Origin of the sequence: Phyllobacterium phragmitis, assembly GCF_002980495.1 — a bacterium.
GTDB lineage: Bacteria > Pseudomonadota > Alphaproteobacteria > Rhizobiales > Rhizobiaceae > Paramesorhizobium > Paramesorhizobium phragmitis.
Genome location: NZ_PVBR01000005.1, coordinates 231892 through 246256, shown reverse-complemented (window position 1 = coordinate 246256; position 14365 = coordinate 231892). Strand labels below are relative to the sequence as shown.

The 14365-nt window shown below is 60.3% G+C and carries 14 protein-coding genes and 1 tRNA gene; 5 read left to right on the top strand and 10 right to left on the bottom strand.

Annotated features, from left to right (window positions below; translation table 11 throughout):
• Positions 1-39: 39 nt before the first annotated feature.
• From iolE to iolB, 3 genes are read left to right on the top strand one after another with little or no spacing between them, the layout of a single operon-like run.
• Positions 40-924, top strand: coding sequence for a myo-inosose-2 dehydratase (gene iolE, locus C5748_RS09075; protein WP_105741606.1), 885 nt, complete (start codon positions 40-42; stop codon positions 922-924).
• A gap of 11 nt (positions 925-935) precedes the next feature.
• Entirely contained in the window at positions 936-1145 is a 210-nt protein-coding gene (locus C5748_RS09070; protein WP_245428909.1) for a DUF3329 domain-containing protein, read from the top strand.
• A gap of 4 nt (positions 1146-1149) precedes the next feature.
• Positions 1150-1965: a 5-deoxy-glucuronate isomerase gene (iolB, locus tag C5748_RS09065; RefSeq protein ID WP_105741604.1), complete on the top strand. Its 816-nt coding sequence runs from the start codon at positions 1150-1152 to the stop codon at positions 1963-1965.
• Between the two features lie 210 nt (positions 1966-2175).
• On the opposite strand, the gene C5748_RS09060 is transcribed toward iolB, so the two are convergent.
• The 4 genes from C5748_RS09060 to C5748_RS09045 form a co-directional block, all read right to left on the bottom strand.
• Positions 2176-2604 carry a Fur family transcriptional regulator gene (locus C5748_RS09060; protein WP_245428907.1) on the bottom strand — a complete coding sequence of 143 codons (429 nt, stop codon included), beginning with the start codon at positions 2602-2604 and terminating at the stop codon, positions 2176-2178.
• A gap of 87 nt (positions 2605-2691) precedes the next feature.
• Positions 2692-3063, bottom strand: coding sequence for a putative signal transducing protein (locus C5748_RS09055; protein ID WP_105741603.1), 372 nt, complete (start codon positions 3061-3063; stop codon positions 2692-2694).
• A gap of 95 nt (positions 3064-3158) precedes the next feature.
• Positions 3159-3234, bottom strand: a tRNA-Glu gene (locus tag C5748_RS09050).
• Between the two features lie 101 nt (positions 3235-3335).
• Positions 3336-3779 carry a hypothetical protein gene (locus C5748_RS09045; RefSeq protein ID WP_105741602.1) on the bottom strand — a complete coding sequence of 148 codons (444 nt, stop codon included), beginning with the start codon at positions 3777-3779 and terminating at the stop codon, positions 3336-3338.
• 3 nt (positions 3780-3782) lie between these two features.
• On the opposite strand from C5748_RS09045, the gene C5748_RS09040 reads away from it, so the two are divergent.
• On the top strand, positions 3783-4835 hold the full coding sequence (locus C5748_RS09040; RefSeq protein WP_245428932.1) for an RluA family pseudouridine synthase: 1053 nt from the start codon (positions 3783-3785) through the stop codon (positions 4833-4835).
• 314 nt (positions 4836-5149) lie between these two features.
• Entirely contained in the window at positions 5150-6055 is a 906-nt protein-coding gene (gene rpoH / locus C5748_RS09035) for an RNA polymerase sigma factor RpoH (protein ID WP_105741600.1), read from the top strand.
• Between the two features lie 395 nt (positions 6056-6450).
• Here rpoH and C5748_RS09030 read toward each other — a convergent pair whose 3' ends face one another.
• From C5748_RS09030 to C5748_RS09005, 6 genes are all read right to left on the bottom strand, one after another.
• A complete protein-coding gene (locus tag C5748_RS09030) occupies positions 6451-8010 on the bottom strand; it encodes a prolipoprotein diacylglyceryl transferase (RefSeq protein WP_105741599.1) in 1560 nt (519 codons plus the stop codon).
• A gap of 131 nt (positions 8011-8141) precedes the next feature.
• Positions 8142-9431: an adenylosuccinate synthase gene (locus C5748_RS09025; RefSeq protein WP_105741598.1), complete on the bottom strand. Its 1290-nt coding sequence runs from the start codon at positions 9429-9431 to the stop codon at positions 8142-8144.
• A 322-nt stretch (positions 9432-9753) separates the two neighbouring features.
• The gene (locus tag C5748_RS09020; protein ID WP_105741597.1) at positions 9754-10263 is read right to left on the bottom strand and encodes a GNAT family N-acetyltransferase; all 510 of its coding nucleotides are present in this window, start codon (positions 10261-10263) and stop codon (positions 9754-9756) included.
• 6 nt (positions 10264-10269) lie between these two features.
• Entirely contained in the window at positions 10270-11868 is a 1599-nt protein-coding gene (serA, locus tag C5748_RS09015) for a phosphoglycerate dehydrogenase (protein ID WP_105741701.1), read from the bottom strand.
• Between the two features lie 231 nt (positions 11869-12099).
• Positions 12100-13272, bottom strand: coding sequence for a phosphoserine transaminase (locus tag C5748_RS09010; RefSeq protein WP_105741596.1), 1173 nt, complete (start codon positions 13270-13272; stop codon positions 12100-12102).
• A gap of 428 nt (positions 13273-13700) precedes the next feature.
• Complete coding sequence (locus C5748_RS09005) at positions 13701-14294, bottom strand: ATP-dependent Clp protease proteolytic subunit (protein WP_105741595.1); 594 nt, start codon at positions 14292-14294, stop codon at positions 13701-13703.
• Positions 14295-14365 lie beyond the last annotated feature (71 nt).

Here is a 14365-nt window from a genome sequence, read left to right as displayed (position 1 = left end):
ACGAATTTCATAATCCATTCCCAAAGACGGAGAAAACATATGATCCGCATCGGCGCCAATCCGATCGGCTGGTCGAATGACGACATGCTGGAAATCGGCGGCAATATTCCCCTTGAGCAGTGCCTGACGGAAGCCAGGGCCGCCAGCTTCGAGGGCATGGAGCTCGGAAACAAATTCCCGCGTGAGGCCGAGAAGCTGAAACCGATCCTCGACGCCCATGGCCTCGCTCTCGTCGGCGGCTGGTATTCGACCGAGCTTCTGCTGCGCGATGTCGCCGACGAGATGAAGAACGCGCGCGCCCATATCGATCTCCTGAAGGCGATGGGCTGCAAGGTCTTCATCGCGGCGGAAACCTCCAACGCCATCCACTCCGACAAGAGCCTGCCGCTCTCCGCCCGCCCGGTTCTGGAAAAGCAAGCGTGGAAGGAATTCGGCGCGCGCTACACGCAATTCGCCGAGCTCTTGCGCGAGGAAGGCCTGCAACTCGTCTACCACCATCACATGGGAACGGTGGTGCAGAGCGAGGCCGAGATCGACCGCCTCATGGAAGTGACCGGCGAGGCGTTCCACCTGCTGCTCGACACCGGCCACGCCACCTGGGGCGGCGGCAACCCGGCGCGCATCGCCCGCCACTATCGCGACCGCATCAGCCATGTCCATTGCAAGGACATCCGCGAGAAGGTCATGTGGCAGTCGCAGAGGGGCGACTGGTCGTTCCTCGACTCGGTTCTGGCTGGCGTCTATACGGTTCCCGGCGACGGCTTCATCGATTATGTGCGCGTGCTGAAAGAACTGCCTGGTTATTCCGGCTGGGTCGTGGTCGAAGCCGAGCAGGATTCCGAAAAGGCCGATCCGGCGACCTATGCTAGACTGGGCCGCAAGAATCTTGCCGGCTTCATCGAGGAAGCCGGGCTATCCCAATGAAAGAGGCAAACTTGAGCCAGAACAATTCCCATACCTTTCTCGACCCGCTGTGGCGGCGCATCGTGCTCGTCGGCTTCTGCGCCGCCTGGAGCCTCTACGAATGGACGAACGGCGAAGCCTTTTGGGGCACGCTTACCGCGGGGATGGCCGCCTATGGCGCCTGGTCCTATCTGCTGAACTACGAGCCGAGCAGCAAAGACCCTGACGAAAAAGGAGAGTAACCCGATGTCGAAACTGCACGTCAAGCCGTCCGCCGGCACCGGCCGCATTATCGACATCACGCCGCAATCGGCGGGCTGGACCTATGTCGGCTTCGCGCTGCACCGCCTCGCGCCCGGACGCTCCGCCAGCGGCAGCGAGAGCGATCGCGAGACCTGCCTCGTCTTCGTCACCGGCAAGGGTAAAATCGTCGCCGACGGAAAAGATCTCGGTGTGCTGGGCGAACGCATGTCACCCTTCGAAGGCAAGCCCTGGTCGGTCTATATTCCCGCCGGCGCGTCATGGACGGTGGAAGCCGCCACCGACCTGGAACTCGCCGTCTGCACGGCGCCGGGCAGGCCGCACAGCCATGCCGTCCGGATCATCGCCCCGCAAACGCTCGGGCAGGAAACCCGCGGCAAAGACACCAATGTGCGCCATGTCGTCAACATCCTGCCGGAAACCGATCCCGCTGCCGATTCGCTCCTCGTGGTCGAGGTCATCACCCCCGGCGGCCATACATCGAGCTATCCCCCGCACAAACATGACAAGGACGATCTGCCGCGCGAATCCGAACTCGAAGAAACCTATTACCACCGCCTCAATCCACCCCAGGGCTTCGCCTTCCAGCGCGTCTATACCGATGCGGATGAAACCGGCAGGCGCAGGCTCGACGAGGTGATGGCGGTCGAGGATGGCGATGCAACGATGGTGCCGGAGGGCTATCACCCCTGCGCCGCCATTCACGGCTATGATCTCTATTATCTCAACGTCATGGCCGGACCGAAGCGAACATGGAAATTCCACAACGCGCCGGAGCATGAATGGCTCATCAAGGGCTGATTGCAACAGTTAGCAGCGCGGATTGAAGCGGGAAGCTCCGGAATGGATCATCGGGTCAAGCCCGATGATGACGGAGAGAGGAGCGTCTTCGCGCTTCGCCAACATTGGCGATTGACGACCGCATCAAAACAGCCGTCATCATCGGGCTTGACCCGATGATCCATTCCGTAACGTGTCCAATACCGCTACGGCCCAGAAATTCCGCGATCCTTATTTTGCCTGGCGCTTGCGCCCGTAAAGTTCGAGCCTGTGGTGCACGATATCATAGCCGAGCGAGCGGGCGATTTCTTCCTGCAGCTTCTCGATACGGTCGGAGCGGAATTCGATGACGTCGCCGGTTTCGATATCGATCAGGTGATCGTGATGCGCGCCGCTCGCCTGCTCGAAACGCGACGGCCCGCCATTGAAGGCATGGCGGTGGATGGTGCCGCGCTCCTCCAGAAGCTTCATCGTGCGATAGACAGTCGACAGTGAGATGCTGCTGTCGACGGAAACGGCGCGGCGGAAAATCTCCATCGCGTCCGGGTGGTCTTCCGTCGCGGTCAATATGTCGAGGATAACACGCCGCGGCCGGGTGATCCGAACGCCGGCGTCGCGCAATTCCTTCTCATAATCGGGCTTGTGATTCATCGTTGTCATAGAGCCGATTATGCGCCAGTTGACAAGCATTTGCAAAATTTTGCGGATGAATGGCGACGTTAATGCCCGGCCAAATAGCGATGGCGGTCAGCCGGAAGCCGTCGTGACTTTCTTGCGGGATGCTTTTGGCGGAGTTGGCGCCGGTGGCACTCCGAAGAAGAGCGTGCTTGCCACGCCCGCCGCAATGTCTAAAGCCGCTTTCCATGCCGGCTTTGGTTCGGGATGCTCCGGCAAGTCGGCCTTTTCCCGGATATCGGCCAGCAGATCTTTCGCGGCTTCATAGTCGCTATCGATCACCATGACCGGGATACCGCCAAACGCGATCATCATGTGGGGAGCATTGTTGGCAACTTCTGTCGGCGCGAAGGCATAAATTCCATGTGCCTGCAGCATCGAGACACAGATCTTGGCTTCGATGAGACTGTAATAGACCGTTACCGTGACGAGTTCTCGATCCATTTCAACCTCCTGACACTATTATGGCTGTCACGAGATGAACGAGAACTATGGCTTCCGTTCGACCGGCGCCAGCTATTTCGAAACCAGGCAAATACTGGCACGCCCAAGGGGAATCGAACCCCTGTTTCCGCCGTGAGAGGGCGGCGTCCTGGACCGCTAGACGATGGGCGCGCGGCAGCGCCGATATAATCAAGCGCTGATGAAAGCGCAATGATTATTCGGGAAAATAATGCGCCATGGCCAAAAACCTTGTCTGGCGCAGGAAAACCGCATCAATCGAGGCTGCCGAGACGCATGCGGGCGACGATGCGGGACTTGCGGAAATCATATATGACGATCTCGGTGCCCCCGTCCGGCAAAAGCGTCTCGAGCGAAACATGATCGCCGGAAAGGCTCTGCGACAAGAGACGGGTGCCGGCTGCCAGCGGAACCTCCGATTCGATGACAGCAGGCGGAATATCCTGACCGGACGCATCCTGCCCCGGGATTTCCGGGTGGGGCAGCGAGGTTTGCGTCTCGTCGGGGCGGGTGACCTTGTAGACAACCGCCGCCAGCACCGCCATAAGACCGATAAGCATGACACCGATCGAAACCGCCAGAAGCCTCATCATCTTGCGGCGCACCCGCTCCATGGCGGGATCCAGCGGCGGTTCCTCCGGATCGGCGCCGGGATAGGCCTGGCGATCAGGATATCCCTGATGATATCGGTCCTGCATCAAATGTCTCCGGTTCATACTGGGTGGCGTGATAACGAAGGGAAGAGACGATTGAAAGAGCTAATTGCCGACGCGGATGCCGCGGGAAAGCGCCTCGACCAGTGGCTGGCGGCGCAGCTTGCCCCGGATCTGTCGCGCAACCGCATCCAGTCGCTGATCGCAGGCGGGCAGGTTACGGTGGACGGTAAGCCCGTCCACGAACCCAAGCACAAGCTGCGTGAAGGCGCGTCGATCCTGCTGGAAATGCCGGAGCCCGAGCCGGCCGAACCCGAGGGCGAGGACATCCCGCTCGACATCCTGTTCGAGGATGATGATGTCATCGTCATCAACAAGCCGGCGGGGCTGGTCGTCCATCCTGGCAATGGCAACTGGACCGGCACGCTCGTCAACGCGTTGATCCATCATTGCAGCGATACGCTTTCGGGCATTGGCGGCGTCAAGCGGCCGGGCATCGTCCACCGCCTCGACAAGGAGACGAGCGGCGTCATGGTGGTGGCCAAGAACGACCGCGCCCATCGGCACCTGAGCGAGCAATTCGCCGATCATGGCCGCACGGGCGATCTCGAGCGCGCCTATCTGGCGCTGGTCTGGGGCACCACGGATCGCGCCACCGGAACGGTCGATGCCACGCTTGGCCGCTCGCACCGCGATCGCACCAAGCAAGCGGTGGTCAGCGACAGCCGCGACGATGCCCGTCATGCGGTGACGCATTATTCCGTGATCGAGCGTTTCGGCGCGAAAGAAGACGCGACCGCCCTCGCCTCGCTGATCGAATGCCGCCTGGAAACCGGCAGGACCCACCAGATCCGCGTCCATATGGCTCATATCGGACATCCCCTGGTTGGTGATATGGAATATGGCAGCGCGTTCAAGACCAAGGCCAACAAGCTGGCCGAACCCTTGAAGCAGGCAGTGACCGACTTTCCCCGGCAGGCCTTGCACGCAAGGCTGCTGAGTTTCGCCCATCCTGCGGATAATGCCGTCATGCGCTTCGAAGCGCCGCTTCCGCAGGACATGGCCGATCTGGTCGCAGCGTTTCGAACCCACGCTGGTTAAATGCGGTTCTCATTTACTGGCATCGCCGGATTTGGGCGCGATGCCGATGCAACGAACCGCTTTTGTCTAAAAGTGAAAGACCTGAGGACCAGAAAAGCCGTTCGGATTTGATTTTATTTGTTTCGGTAAAAGTGAAACTTTTCGCACCGAATTATCGTTCACTTTGATGTGACAGATTGTTTCGCGCCTTAAAGGATCGTGTTTTCGCCTAAATGATGATTATATAGGTCATCTTACGCCCGAGGTGCGAAGGGCAATCGGGCGCAACGGGTCTGCCGCGTTGGAGATCCGATATCTAAAGAGGAGGGTGCTATATGGCCCAGAGTCTTCCAAGTCTTGTTTCCGGTGATGGCGGTCTTACCCGCTATCTCGAGGAAATCCGCCGTTTTCCCATGCTTGAGCCGCAGGAAGAATACATGCTGGCCAAGCGTTATCTCGAACATGCCGACCCGCAGGCCGCGCACAGGCTCGTAACCAGCCATCTTCGTCTCGTGGCGAAGATCGCCATGGGCTATCGCGGCTATGGGTTGCCGATCGGTGAAGTCATCTCCGAGGGCAATGTCGGCCTGATGCAGGCGGTCAAGCGTTTCGAACCGGAGCGCGGCTTCCGCCTGGCCACCTATGCCATGTGGTGGATCAAGGCTTCCATTCAGGAATACATCCTGCGTTCGTGGAGCCTTGTCAAAATGGGGACGACCGCCAATCAGAAGCGTCTGTTCTTCAACCTGCGCAAGGTGAAGAGCAAGATCCAGGCGCTCGATGAGGGCGATCTCAACCCTGAACAGGTCAGCGAAATCGCCACCCGGCTGAATGTCAGCGAGGAAGAGGTGATCTCGATGAACCGCCGCCTCTCCGGCGATGCTTCGCTCAACGCGCCGATCCGCGCGACTGAGGGCGAATCCGGCGAATGGCAGGATTGGCTCGTCGACAAGAGTTCAAGTCAGGAGCAGATCCTGATCGAACAGGACGAGTTGGAAAACCGCCGTTCGATGCTGACCGGCGCCATGGCTTCGCTCAATGATCGCGAACGCCGCATCTTCGAGGCGCGCCGCCTCTCGGATGATCCGGTGACGCTCGAGGATCTGTCGACCGAGTTCGGCATCAGCCGCGAGCGTGTGCGCCAGATCGAGGTCCGCGCCTTTGAAAAGGTGCAGGATTCGGTGAAGGCGGCGGCGATCAGCCAGCAAAAGGCACTGGTCCATACCGGTGCTGCTCAATGATAAGATAACAGCCTGACACGGTTGATAAATGAAGAGGGCTCCGTCAGATAGACGGAGCCTTTTTTGCTGGAGCGGCGGCTAATTTGATGCAATCGCTTGGCCTTGCATCGTTCTGCACCGCCAGAACTATGGAACTGGCGAGACATGGATTCCTGTGACAAGCACAGGCCCGGGCACAGGAATCCATACCTCGACGATGCCGCCCGCTGCTACGGTTGGAATATGGGTACGACTGTCAAGTTCGATCAGCAGAAGCTTTCACCTGGACCCAGTGAAAGGTTCAGGTCCGGTTGACGGACACGCCGCCATCCGTAGAAAAATGAAAAGGCCCCGCAATAATAAGCGGAGCCCTTTCATTTTCTGCAAGTTTCAAGCAACCGTCGCAGGCGCGGTCGTCAGCCTCCGGTATTGCCGTCGCCGTTGCCCGTGTTGCTCCAATCCTTCAGCACCTCGTCGAAAACCTTGTCGCCGGGCACGCCCTTTTCAACGGTGATGAGCGCGCGGCGACCCGTCCGGTAGGTGATCGGGATGTCGATCCATTGCTGGCGGCGCATGAGCGTCATGTTGGTATCCACGGCGGTGCGTGCATCGTTCAGCGCCACGATGAAGAAATTGTCGGCGATCTTCGCTGGAATGGCGATCAGCGGGCTTCCGGCGGACTGTTCGGTGTCCTTGAACGTCACACGCTGCACATTGTCGATCGCACCACCGGCAAAATCATCCGGCACGGTGAAGATCATTTCAATCAGATGGCTCGCCGGCAGCGACTTGTCGGTATTGCGGCGAATGAGCATGCGCAGGTTGAGATTGCCTTCCGGCACCGTGACATCGGCCCGGATCGCCGGCTCTTCCGGTTCACCCTCACCGGGCGATTCCTGCACGACGGACCAGACGACGGAACCCTTCTTCGCCGAGCCCGCGTCCTGGCCACTGCGTTCCTCATAGAAGAAAGCCTGCTGCCCCACTGGAACCGCAGCGGGCTTTTGCGGCTGCGCCTCATCGCTGGATGCGGTAACCGACGTCCCCTCGCCCACTCCGGGCTTGTCGCCCGCCGGGCCCGGATCGACTTCCGAACCATCCGGCATCAAGCGCTGTGTCAGCTTCGGCTGTGCCGCTGGCTGCTGGCTGGCGTCGTTTTCCGGGGGCGGCGCAGGTGTTGTGTCTGCCGGCGCTGGCTGCTGCTCCTCTGCGGGCTGCCCCTCCGAGGCCGCCGGCGCCGGTTCGTTGGCGACGTCACCACTTCCGTTGAACCGGTCCATGATACCAGTCATATAGGTCTGCAACTGTTCCGTGTTGCTCCAGGCGGCATATCCGATACCGCCGAGCACAAGCAGCGCGATCAGACCGAGGATCAGCCCCCGGACCGGCCCGCGCCGTTCCTCATTGACTTCATATGGTGCAGCGCGTGCGAAAGCGTCTTCCTCCGCACGATCCTGGCGCCATTCGTCACGCTCGCCGCGATCGATCGAAAGCACCGGGTCATCCTCGTGCGAAACCGGTAGTCGCGATGCCGCTGGGCCTTCCGCGGTGAAATCCGGCATCGTATGGGAGGAAGGTATCGGGGCAGGCTGAGCACCCCTCAGGAACTCCTCAAGCGGATCGGAGGACTGTTCCGCCTCACCGACGGGCTCGGCTTCCGGCACGCTCGTTTCTTCCGCAGCGGCGGTTTCTTCTACGGGATTTTCTTCGACAGCAGGCTCTTCCGCGACAGGTTCCTGCGGAATGACCTCGGGCGCCTCATCTATCTCGGGCGTCTCATATTGAGCTTCGACTTCGCCAATGGCCTCTTCCAGCGCCTTGCGCTGACGGTTGGCGACAGCGGCCGGCGCATTGGCGGAAACGAGCTTCTGCTCGATCGTCGCACGTGCCTTGGCATAGACGCGCTGCCGCAATTCGGGCGTTGGATGCGCCTGTCCGTCTATGGTCTTTTTCAGTACCGCTGCGAAATCTGCCATGCCGTAGTGCTCGTGATCTGCTAATAAGTGTCGCTATTAAAGTGCTCAATAATCACAATAATCAAGCAAAAGCAAAATTTCCGGGATGATTTCCCTTCCATAAGCACCCACGCGTTCGGCGGCTGTAAAGATCAATCCTGGAAGGGATCCGTCACCAGGATCGTGTCCTCGCGTTCCGGGCTCGTCGAAAGCATCGCCACCGGAGCCCCAATCAGTTCCTCGATGTAGCGGACATATTTGACCGCCTGAGCCGGAAGCTCGTTCCAGGACCGCGCCCCCGCCGTCGTCTCGGTCCAGCCGGGCAGCGTCTCGTAGATCGGCTTGACACGGGTCTGCGCGCCCATCGAAGCGGGCAGATAGTCGATCCGCTTGCCGTCCAGCTCATAGGCGACGCAGATCTTGATCTCTTCAAGCCCGTCGAGAACATCGAGCTTGGTCAGCGCAATGCCGGTGATGCCCGATGTGCGAACCGTCTGGCGCACGATGACCGCGTCGAACCAGCCGCAACGACGCTTGCGGCCCGTCACCACCCCGAATTCATGGCCGCGCGTGCCGAGAAAATTGCCGATCTCGTCATCGAGTTCGGTCGGGAACGGCCCTTCGCCGACGCGCGTCGTATAGGCCTTCGTGATGCCCAGCACATAGCCGATCGACGTCGGTCCAAGCCCAGAACCTGCGGCGGCCTGCCCGGCAACCGTGTTGGACGAGGTCACGAAGGGATAGGTGCCATGATCATTGTCGAGCAGCGCGCCCTGAGCACCCTCGAACAGGATGCGATCGCCCGCCTTGCGGCGCTCGTCGAGCACGCGCCCGACCTGATCGATATAAGGCAGGATCTCGCCCGCCACCGAGGTCAGCTCCTGCATGATGGCTTCGACCGCGATTTCGTCCAGCCCCATGCCGCGACGCAGCGCGTTGTGGTGGGCGAGCAGGCGCTCCACCTTCGGCTGCAACGTTTCCGGCTCGGCAAGATCGATGACGCGGATGGCGCGGCGGCCGACCTTGTCCTCATAGGCAGGACCGATGCCGCGCTTGGTGGTGCCGATTTTCAGGCCGGAATTGGAACCTTCGCGTATCGCGTCGAGGTCACGGTGCAGCGACAGGATCAACGGCGCGTTCTCGGCAACCCGCAGCACATCGGGCGAAATCTCCACCCCCTGCGCCCGCAGCTTGACCACTTCGGCGACGAAATGATGCGGGTCGACCACCACGCCATTGCCGATGACGCTGAGCTTGCCGCGCACCAGGCCGGACGGCAGCAGCGAAAGTTTGTAGCTGACACCGTCGATCACCAGCGTATGCCCGGCATTATGGCCGCCCTGATAGCGCACGATCACATCGGCGCGTTCCGACAGCCAGTCGACGATCTTACCCTTGCCCTCGTCGCCCCACTGCGACCCGACGACAACCACATTGGCCATGAAGAGATTCTCCGCTCCGGGCGGAACTCCGCCCGCCATGAAATGACAAACGTGAGCCTCTATATAGGCTCAACCCCCAAAGCGCGACCTTTTCTTTTAGAGTCTGTCAGGGCTAGCTTGAAATAGCCTCCCCCTCGCCGTCATTCGAAGTCCTCGGGTTAAACCCGAGGATGTCCCGAGAATCTGCCGTGGCTGATCGGCGAGGGCCGTATTTTCTTCTCTTTTTTCTTATGGCAGATCCTCGGGACAAGCCCGAGGATGACGGCAGAACATGGAGCGTTGTCCTGCCAATGTTTCAATCAAACCATGACAGACTCTAATGTCACACGGTGGAAAGCGTCCGCACCATATACCGCGCATCATCGGAATAGCTCAGCAGCTTGGGCGCCAACTCCGGCACGTCCACAATGGAAAACCCCTGCTTCCGCCAGAACCCCGACGAACCATTGACCGCCACGAGCGACATCGATCCGAAGCCGTCGCGCATCGCCTGTTCGGCCATCATCGTCACGATGCGACCGGCGAGACCGCCGGAGCGGGCTTCCGGCATGAGGGCGATATCATGCAGATAACAGGTGCCTGCATCGGGGGGAATGGTCCCCAAAAGCGTGTTCAGCTTGGGGACATGCCCCCTCATCCAGGGGTGGCTCACCCCATATCCGGTGACCCCTCCCGCGCCTTCAAGCACGAAACAGCCGGCGGGATAGAGGCTGAGCCGTTCGATATAAACGGCGTCATCCTCGAAGAAATCCGTATGAATGGCGGCGGCAATAGCGCTGACGCGGGGAATATCCTCCCCGCGCATCAGCCGCCAGTGCCGACCGCCAGCCATTCTTCTTTAAGCCTCGGCCACATCGAATTGCAGTGGCCGAGCGGAATTGATCGCCGTATGCGAGCGCAACTCCTCCAGAACATTTTCGGGGACCCGCTCATCCAGATAGAGCAGCGCAATCGCATCGCCGCCCGGATGATTACGGCCCAGCGAGAAGTTGGCGATATTGACGCCATGCTTGCCGCAGACCATGCCGAGCATACCGATCATCCCCGGCGTGTCGTTATTGGTGGTGTAGAGCATGTGCTGGCCGACCTCGGCATCCAGATTGATGCCCTTGATCTGGATGAAGCGCGGCTTGCCATCGGAGAAGCAGGTTCCGGCGATAGACCGGGTGCGCTGCGTGGTTTTCACCGTCAGCTTGATATAGCCGTCGAACACGCCGGACTTGTCGCGCTTGACCTCGGAAACGATGATGCCGCGCTCCTTGACCATGATCGGCGCGGAAACCATGTTGACGTCCGACATCTGCGGACGGATCAGTCCGGCAAGTGCGGCGCTGATCAGCGCCCGCGTGTTCATCGCAGCGGTAATGCCGTCGAACAGCACTTCCACTTCCTGGATAGGCTCATCGGTCACCTGGCCCACGAACGCGCCCAGCACTTCCGCCAGCTTGACGAAAGGTTTCAACCGAGGCGCTTCCTCTGCCGTGATCGACGGCATGTTGATGGCGTTGGAGACGGCGCCCTTGATCAAATAATCCGACATCTGTTCCGCGACCTGCAACGCAACGTTCTCTTGCGCCTCCGAGGTCGATGCGCCCAGATGCGGCGTGCAGACGACGTTTGGCAGGTGGAACAGCTCGTTCTCCGTCGCCGGCTCCACCTCGAACACGTCGATGCCCGCGCCCGCGACCTTGCCGGACTTCAGCCCCTCAATCAGATCCTTCTCGACGATCAGCCCGCCACGCGCACAATTGATGATGCGCACGCCCTGCTTCATCCTGGCAATGGCGTCGGCATTGATGATGTTGCGGGTCTTGTCGGTGAGCGGCGTATGCAGCGTGATGAAATCGGCGCGTGCAAAGAGTTCGTCGAGCTCCACCTTTTCCACGCCGATCTCCTGCGCGCGGGCTTCGGACAGGAACGGATCGAAGGCGACGACATGCATCTTGAGGCCAACGCCGCGCGTCGCCACAATCGAGCCGATATTGCCGCAGCCGATCACGCCCAGCGTTTTGCCGGTGATCTCGACGCCCATGAAGCGGTTCTTTTCCCATTTGCCCGCGCGGGTGGAGACATCGGCCTCCGGCATCTGGCGGGCAACGGCGAACATCAGCGCGATGGCATGTTCGGCGGTGGTGATCGAGTTGCCGAACGGCGTGTTCATGACGATGATGCCGCGGCGCGACGCCGCCGGGATATCGACATTGTCGACGCCGATGCCGGCCCGGCCGATCACCTTGAGCTTCGTGGCGGCGGCGATCAGCTTTTCCGTGACCTTGGTGGCCGACCGGATCGCCAGACCGTCATACTGGTCGATGACTTCGAGAAGCCTATCCTTGTCCTTGCCGAGATCGGGCAGATAATCGACTTCGACGCCGCGGTCTTTGAAAATTTGAACGGCGGTGGGGGAAAGTTTGTCTGATACGAGAACGCGAGGCATTGTGATATCCTTGAATGTGGTGCGCTTCACCCTCGCCCTTCGAGGCTTCGTTCCGCTTCGCTCCACTACGCACCTCAGGATGAGGGTGAAGGACAGCACGCTCCAACAGCCTCATGGTGAGGATGAAGGACGGTGGCGCTCCAGTAGCCCTCATGGTGAGGTGCGAATGGAGCGCAGCGGAATGAGCCTCGAACCACGAGGGCGCTTGGCGCAGTTTCCAAATGAAAAGCGTCAGGCCGCCTTTTTCAGCGCGGCCTTCTGATTGGCAAAGGCCCAGTCGAGCCAGCCGGTGAGCGCTTCGAGATCGGATGTCTCGATGGTCGCGCCGGCCCAGATACGCAGGCCCGAAGGCGCATCGCGGTAGGCGCCGATATCATAGGCGACGCCCTCCTTGTCGAGCGCCGAAACGATGCCCTTGGCGAAGGCGGCTTGAGCATCCGCATCGAGCGCCGTCACGTCTGGGTCGACGATGGTCAGGCACACGGACGTGTTGGAGCGCGTAGCCGGATCGACCGCCAGATTGGCGACCCAAGGCGTCTTCTCAACCCAGGCGTCGAGAACCGCAAAGTTCCTGTCCGCACGACCGATCAGCGCATCGAGCCCGCCGATGGACTTCGCCCAATTCAGCGCATCGAGATAATCCTCGACGCACAGCATCGACGGCGTGTTGATCGTCTCGCCGGCGAAGATACCCTCGATCAGCTTGCCGCCCTTGGTCATGCGGAAGATTTTCGGCAGCGGCCATGCCGGCTTGTAGCTCTCAAGCCGCTTGACGGCGCGGGGCGACAGGATCAGCACACCATGCGCGCCCTCACCGCCCAGCACCTTCTGCCAGGAGAAGGTGACGACATCGAGCTTGGAGAAATCAAGACGTTGCGCAAACGCCGCCGAGGTGGCGTCGCAGATGGTCAGGCCCTTGCGGTCGGCGGGGATGAAATCGCCATTGGGGACGCGAACGCCGGAGGTCGTGCCATTCCAGGTGAACACCACGTCGCGGTCGAAATCGACCTTGGCGAAATCGACGATCTCGCCATAAGGCGCCTCAAAAATGCGCGCATCGAGCTTCAACTGCTTGACCACGTCGGTCACCCAGCCAGCGCCGAAGCTTTCCCAAGCGACCATATCAACGCCGCGTTCGCCCAGCAGCGACCACAGCGCCATTTCAACGGCGCCGGTGTCCGATGCCGGCACAATGCCGATGCGGTAATCGGCGGGAACCTGCAGGATTTCGCGGGTAAGGTCGATGGCGTCCTTCAGCTTGGTCTTGCCGATTTTCGCGCGATGCGAACGGCCAAGAGGCGCATCGGCCAGCGCTTCAAGCGACCAGCCGGGACGTTTTGCACAGGGACCAGAAGAAAAATTGGGAGTGGCCGGACGGGTGTCCGGCTTGGTGATATCAGTCATTTTATCCTATCCTCTCAGATAGCACGCCTTTCGGTGGGGAAAGGTGGCCCGCTTCGGGAATTAGGAGAAATGTCGCATCCAGTCAAGAAATTTGTTTGACCGCGACGCCAGTTTTGCGGGGAGAACAAAATAGCGCGTGCCTGTGAGACCAGCTTGAAACGCCCCCTATAGCGGCTCCCGTTTTGATGGAATCGCTTGCACCATGCCCCTCACCCTTACCCTCTCCCCGTCAAGAACGGGGAGAGGGGGCCATGGACGTTGCCACCTCCTCCTTCTCCCCCCGTGCGGGGGTGAGAAGCGGTCCGCGTAGCGGACAAAAAGCCAACGATTTGGCTTTTTGAGCGACGAACGCCCGGAGCCATAGCGTAGGGCCGGGCAGGAGCCGGCAGGCGGATGAGGGGCATTCCAGCTACATCAACGCTTCTACCTCACCGACCCTTCAAAACGCGGTCGACCAGACCCCATTCCACCGCCTCCTCCGCCGTCATGAAATGGTCCCGGTCCATCGCCCGCTCGAATTCCTCATAGGAGCGCCCGCAATGCTCGGCATAGAGCCGTGTCATGCGCTGCTTGGTTTTGAGCGTTTCCTCGGCATGAATCAGGATATCCGACGCCTGCCCCTGAAAACCGCCCAACGGCTGGTGGATATGGATACTGGCGTTGGGCAGCGCGACACGCTGTCCCGGCTCGCCCGCCATCAACAGGAACGACCCCATCGAACGCGCCGTCCCCATGCAAAGCGTATGCACCGGCGCCTGAAGAAATTGCATGGTGTCGTACATGGCAAGGCCGCTCGTGACCACGCCGCCCGGCGAGTTGATGTAGAGATTGATCGGCTTCTTCGGATTTTCCGCCTCGAGAAACAGCAATTGCGCGCAGATCAGCGATGAGATCGTATCGTTTACCTCACCCGTGAGAAAGATGATCCGCTCACGCAGCAGGCGGGAGTAAATGTCAAAAGACCGCTCCCCTTTGCTGGATTGTTCCACGACCATAGGGACGAGCTGCATCGCTTCGCGCATCGGCGAACTCCAATGTTTTCTGGTGTTTTGTTTCAGGTATTTTCAGGTATTTAGAGTGTGTTAGACCAGAC

Excerpts from the sequence above, each read along its gene's own strand:
- iolE (WP_105741606.1), top strand. The coding sequence starts at position 40 with ATGATCCGCATCGGCGCCAATCCGATCGGCTGGTCGAATGACGACATG.
- iolB (WP_105741604.1), top strand. The coding sequence starts at position 1,150 with ATGTCGAAACTGCACGTCAAGCCGTCCGCCGGCACCGGCCGCATTATC.
- C5748_RS09060 (WP_245428907.1), bottom strand. The coding sequence starts at position 2,604 with ATGACAACGATGAATCACAAGCCCGATTATGAGAAGGAATTGCGCGAC.
- C5748_RS09055 (WP_105741603.1), bottom strand. The coding sequence starts at position 3,063 with ATGGATCGAGAACTCGTCACGGTAACGGTCTATTACAGTCTCATCGAA.
- C5748_RS09045 (WP_105741602.1), bottom strand. The coding sequence starts at position 3,779 with ATGCAGGACCGATATCATCAGGGATATCCTGATCGCCAGGCCTATCCC.
- C5748_RS09040 (WP_245428932.1), top strand. The coding sequence starts at position 3,783 with ATGTCTCCGGTTCATACTGGGTGGCGTGATAACGAAGGGAAGAGACGA.
- rpoH (WP_105741600.1), top strand. The coding sequence starts at position 5,150 with ATGGCCCAGAGTCTTCCAAGTCTTGTTTCCGGTGATGGCGGTCTTACC.
- C5748_RS09030 (WP_105741599.1), bottom strand. The coding sequence starts at position 8,010 with ATGGCAGATTTCGCAGCGGTACTGAAAAAGACCATAGACGGACAGGCG.
- C5748_RS09025 (WP_105741598.1), bottom strand. The coding sequence starts at position 9,431 with ATGGCCAATGTGGTTGTCGTCGGGTCGCAGTGGGGCGACGAGGGCAAG.
- C5748_RS09020 (WP_105741597.1), bottom strand. The coding sequence starts at position 10,263 with ATGGCTGGCGGTCGGCACTGGCGGCTGATGCGCGGGGAGGATATTCCC.
- serA (WP_105741701.1), bottom strand. The coding sequence starts at position 11,868 with ATGCCTCGCGTTCTCGTATCAGACAAACTTTCCCCCACCGCCGTTCAA.
- C5748_RS09010 (WP_105741596.1), bottom strand. The coding sequence starts at position 13,272 with ATGACTGATATCACCAAGCCGGACACCCGTCCGGCCACTCCCAATTTT.
- C5748_RS09005 (WP_105741595.1), bottom strand. The coding sequence starts at position 14,294 with ATGCGCGAAGCGATGCAGCTCGTCCCTATGGTCGTGGAACAATCCAGC.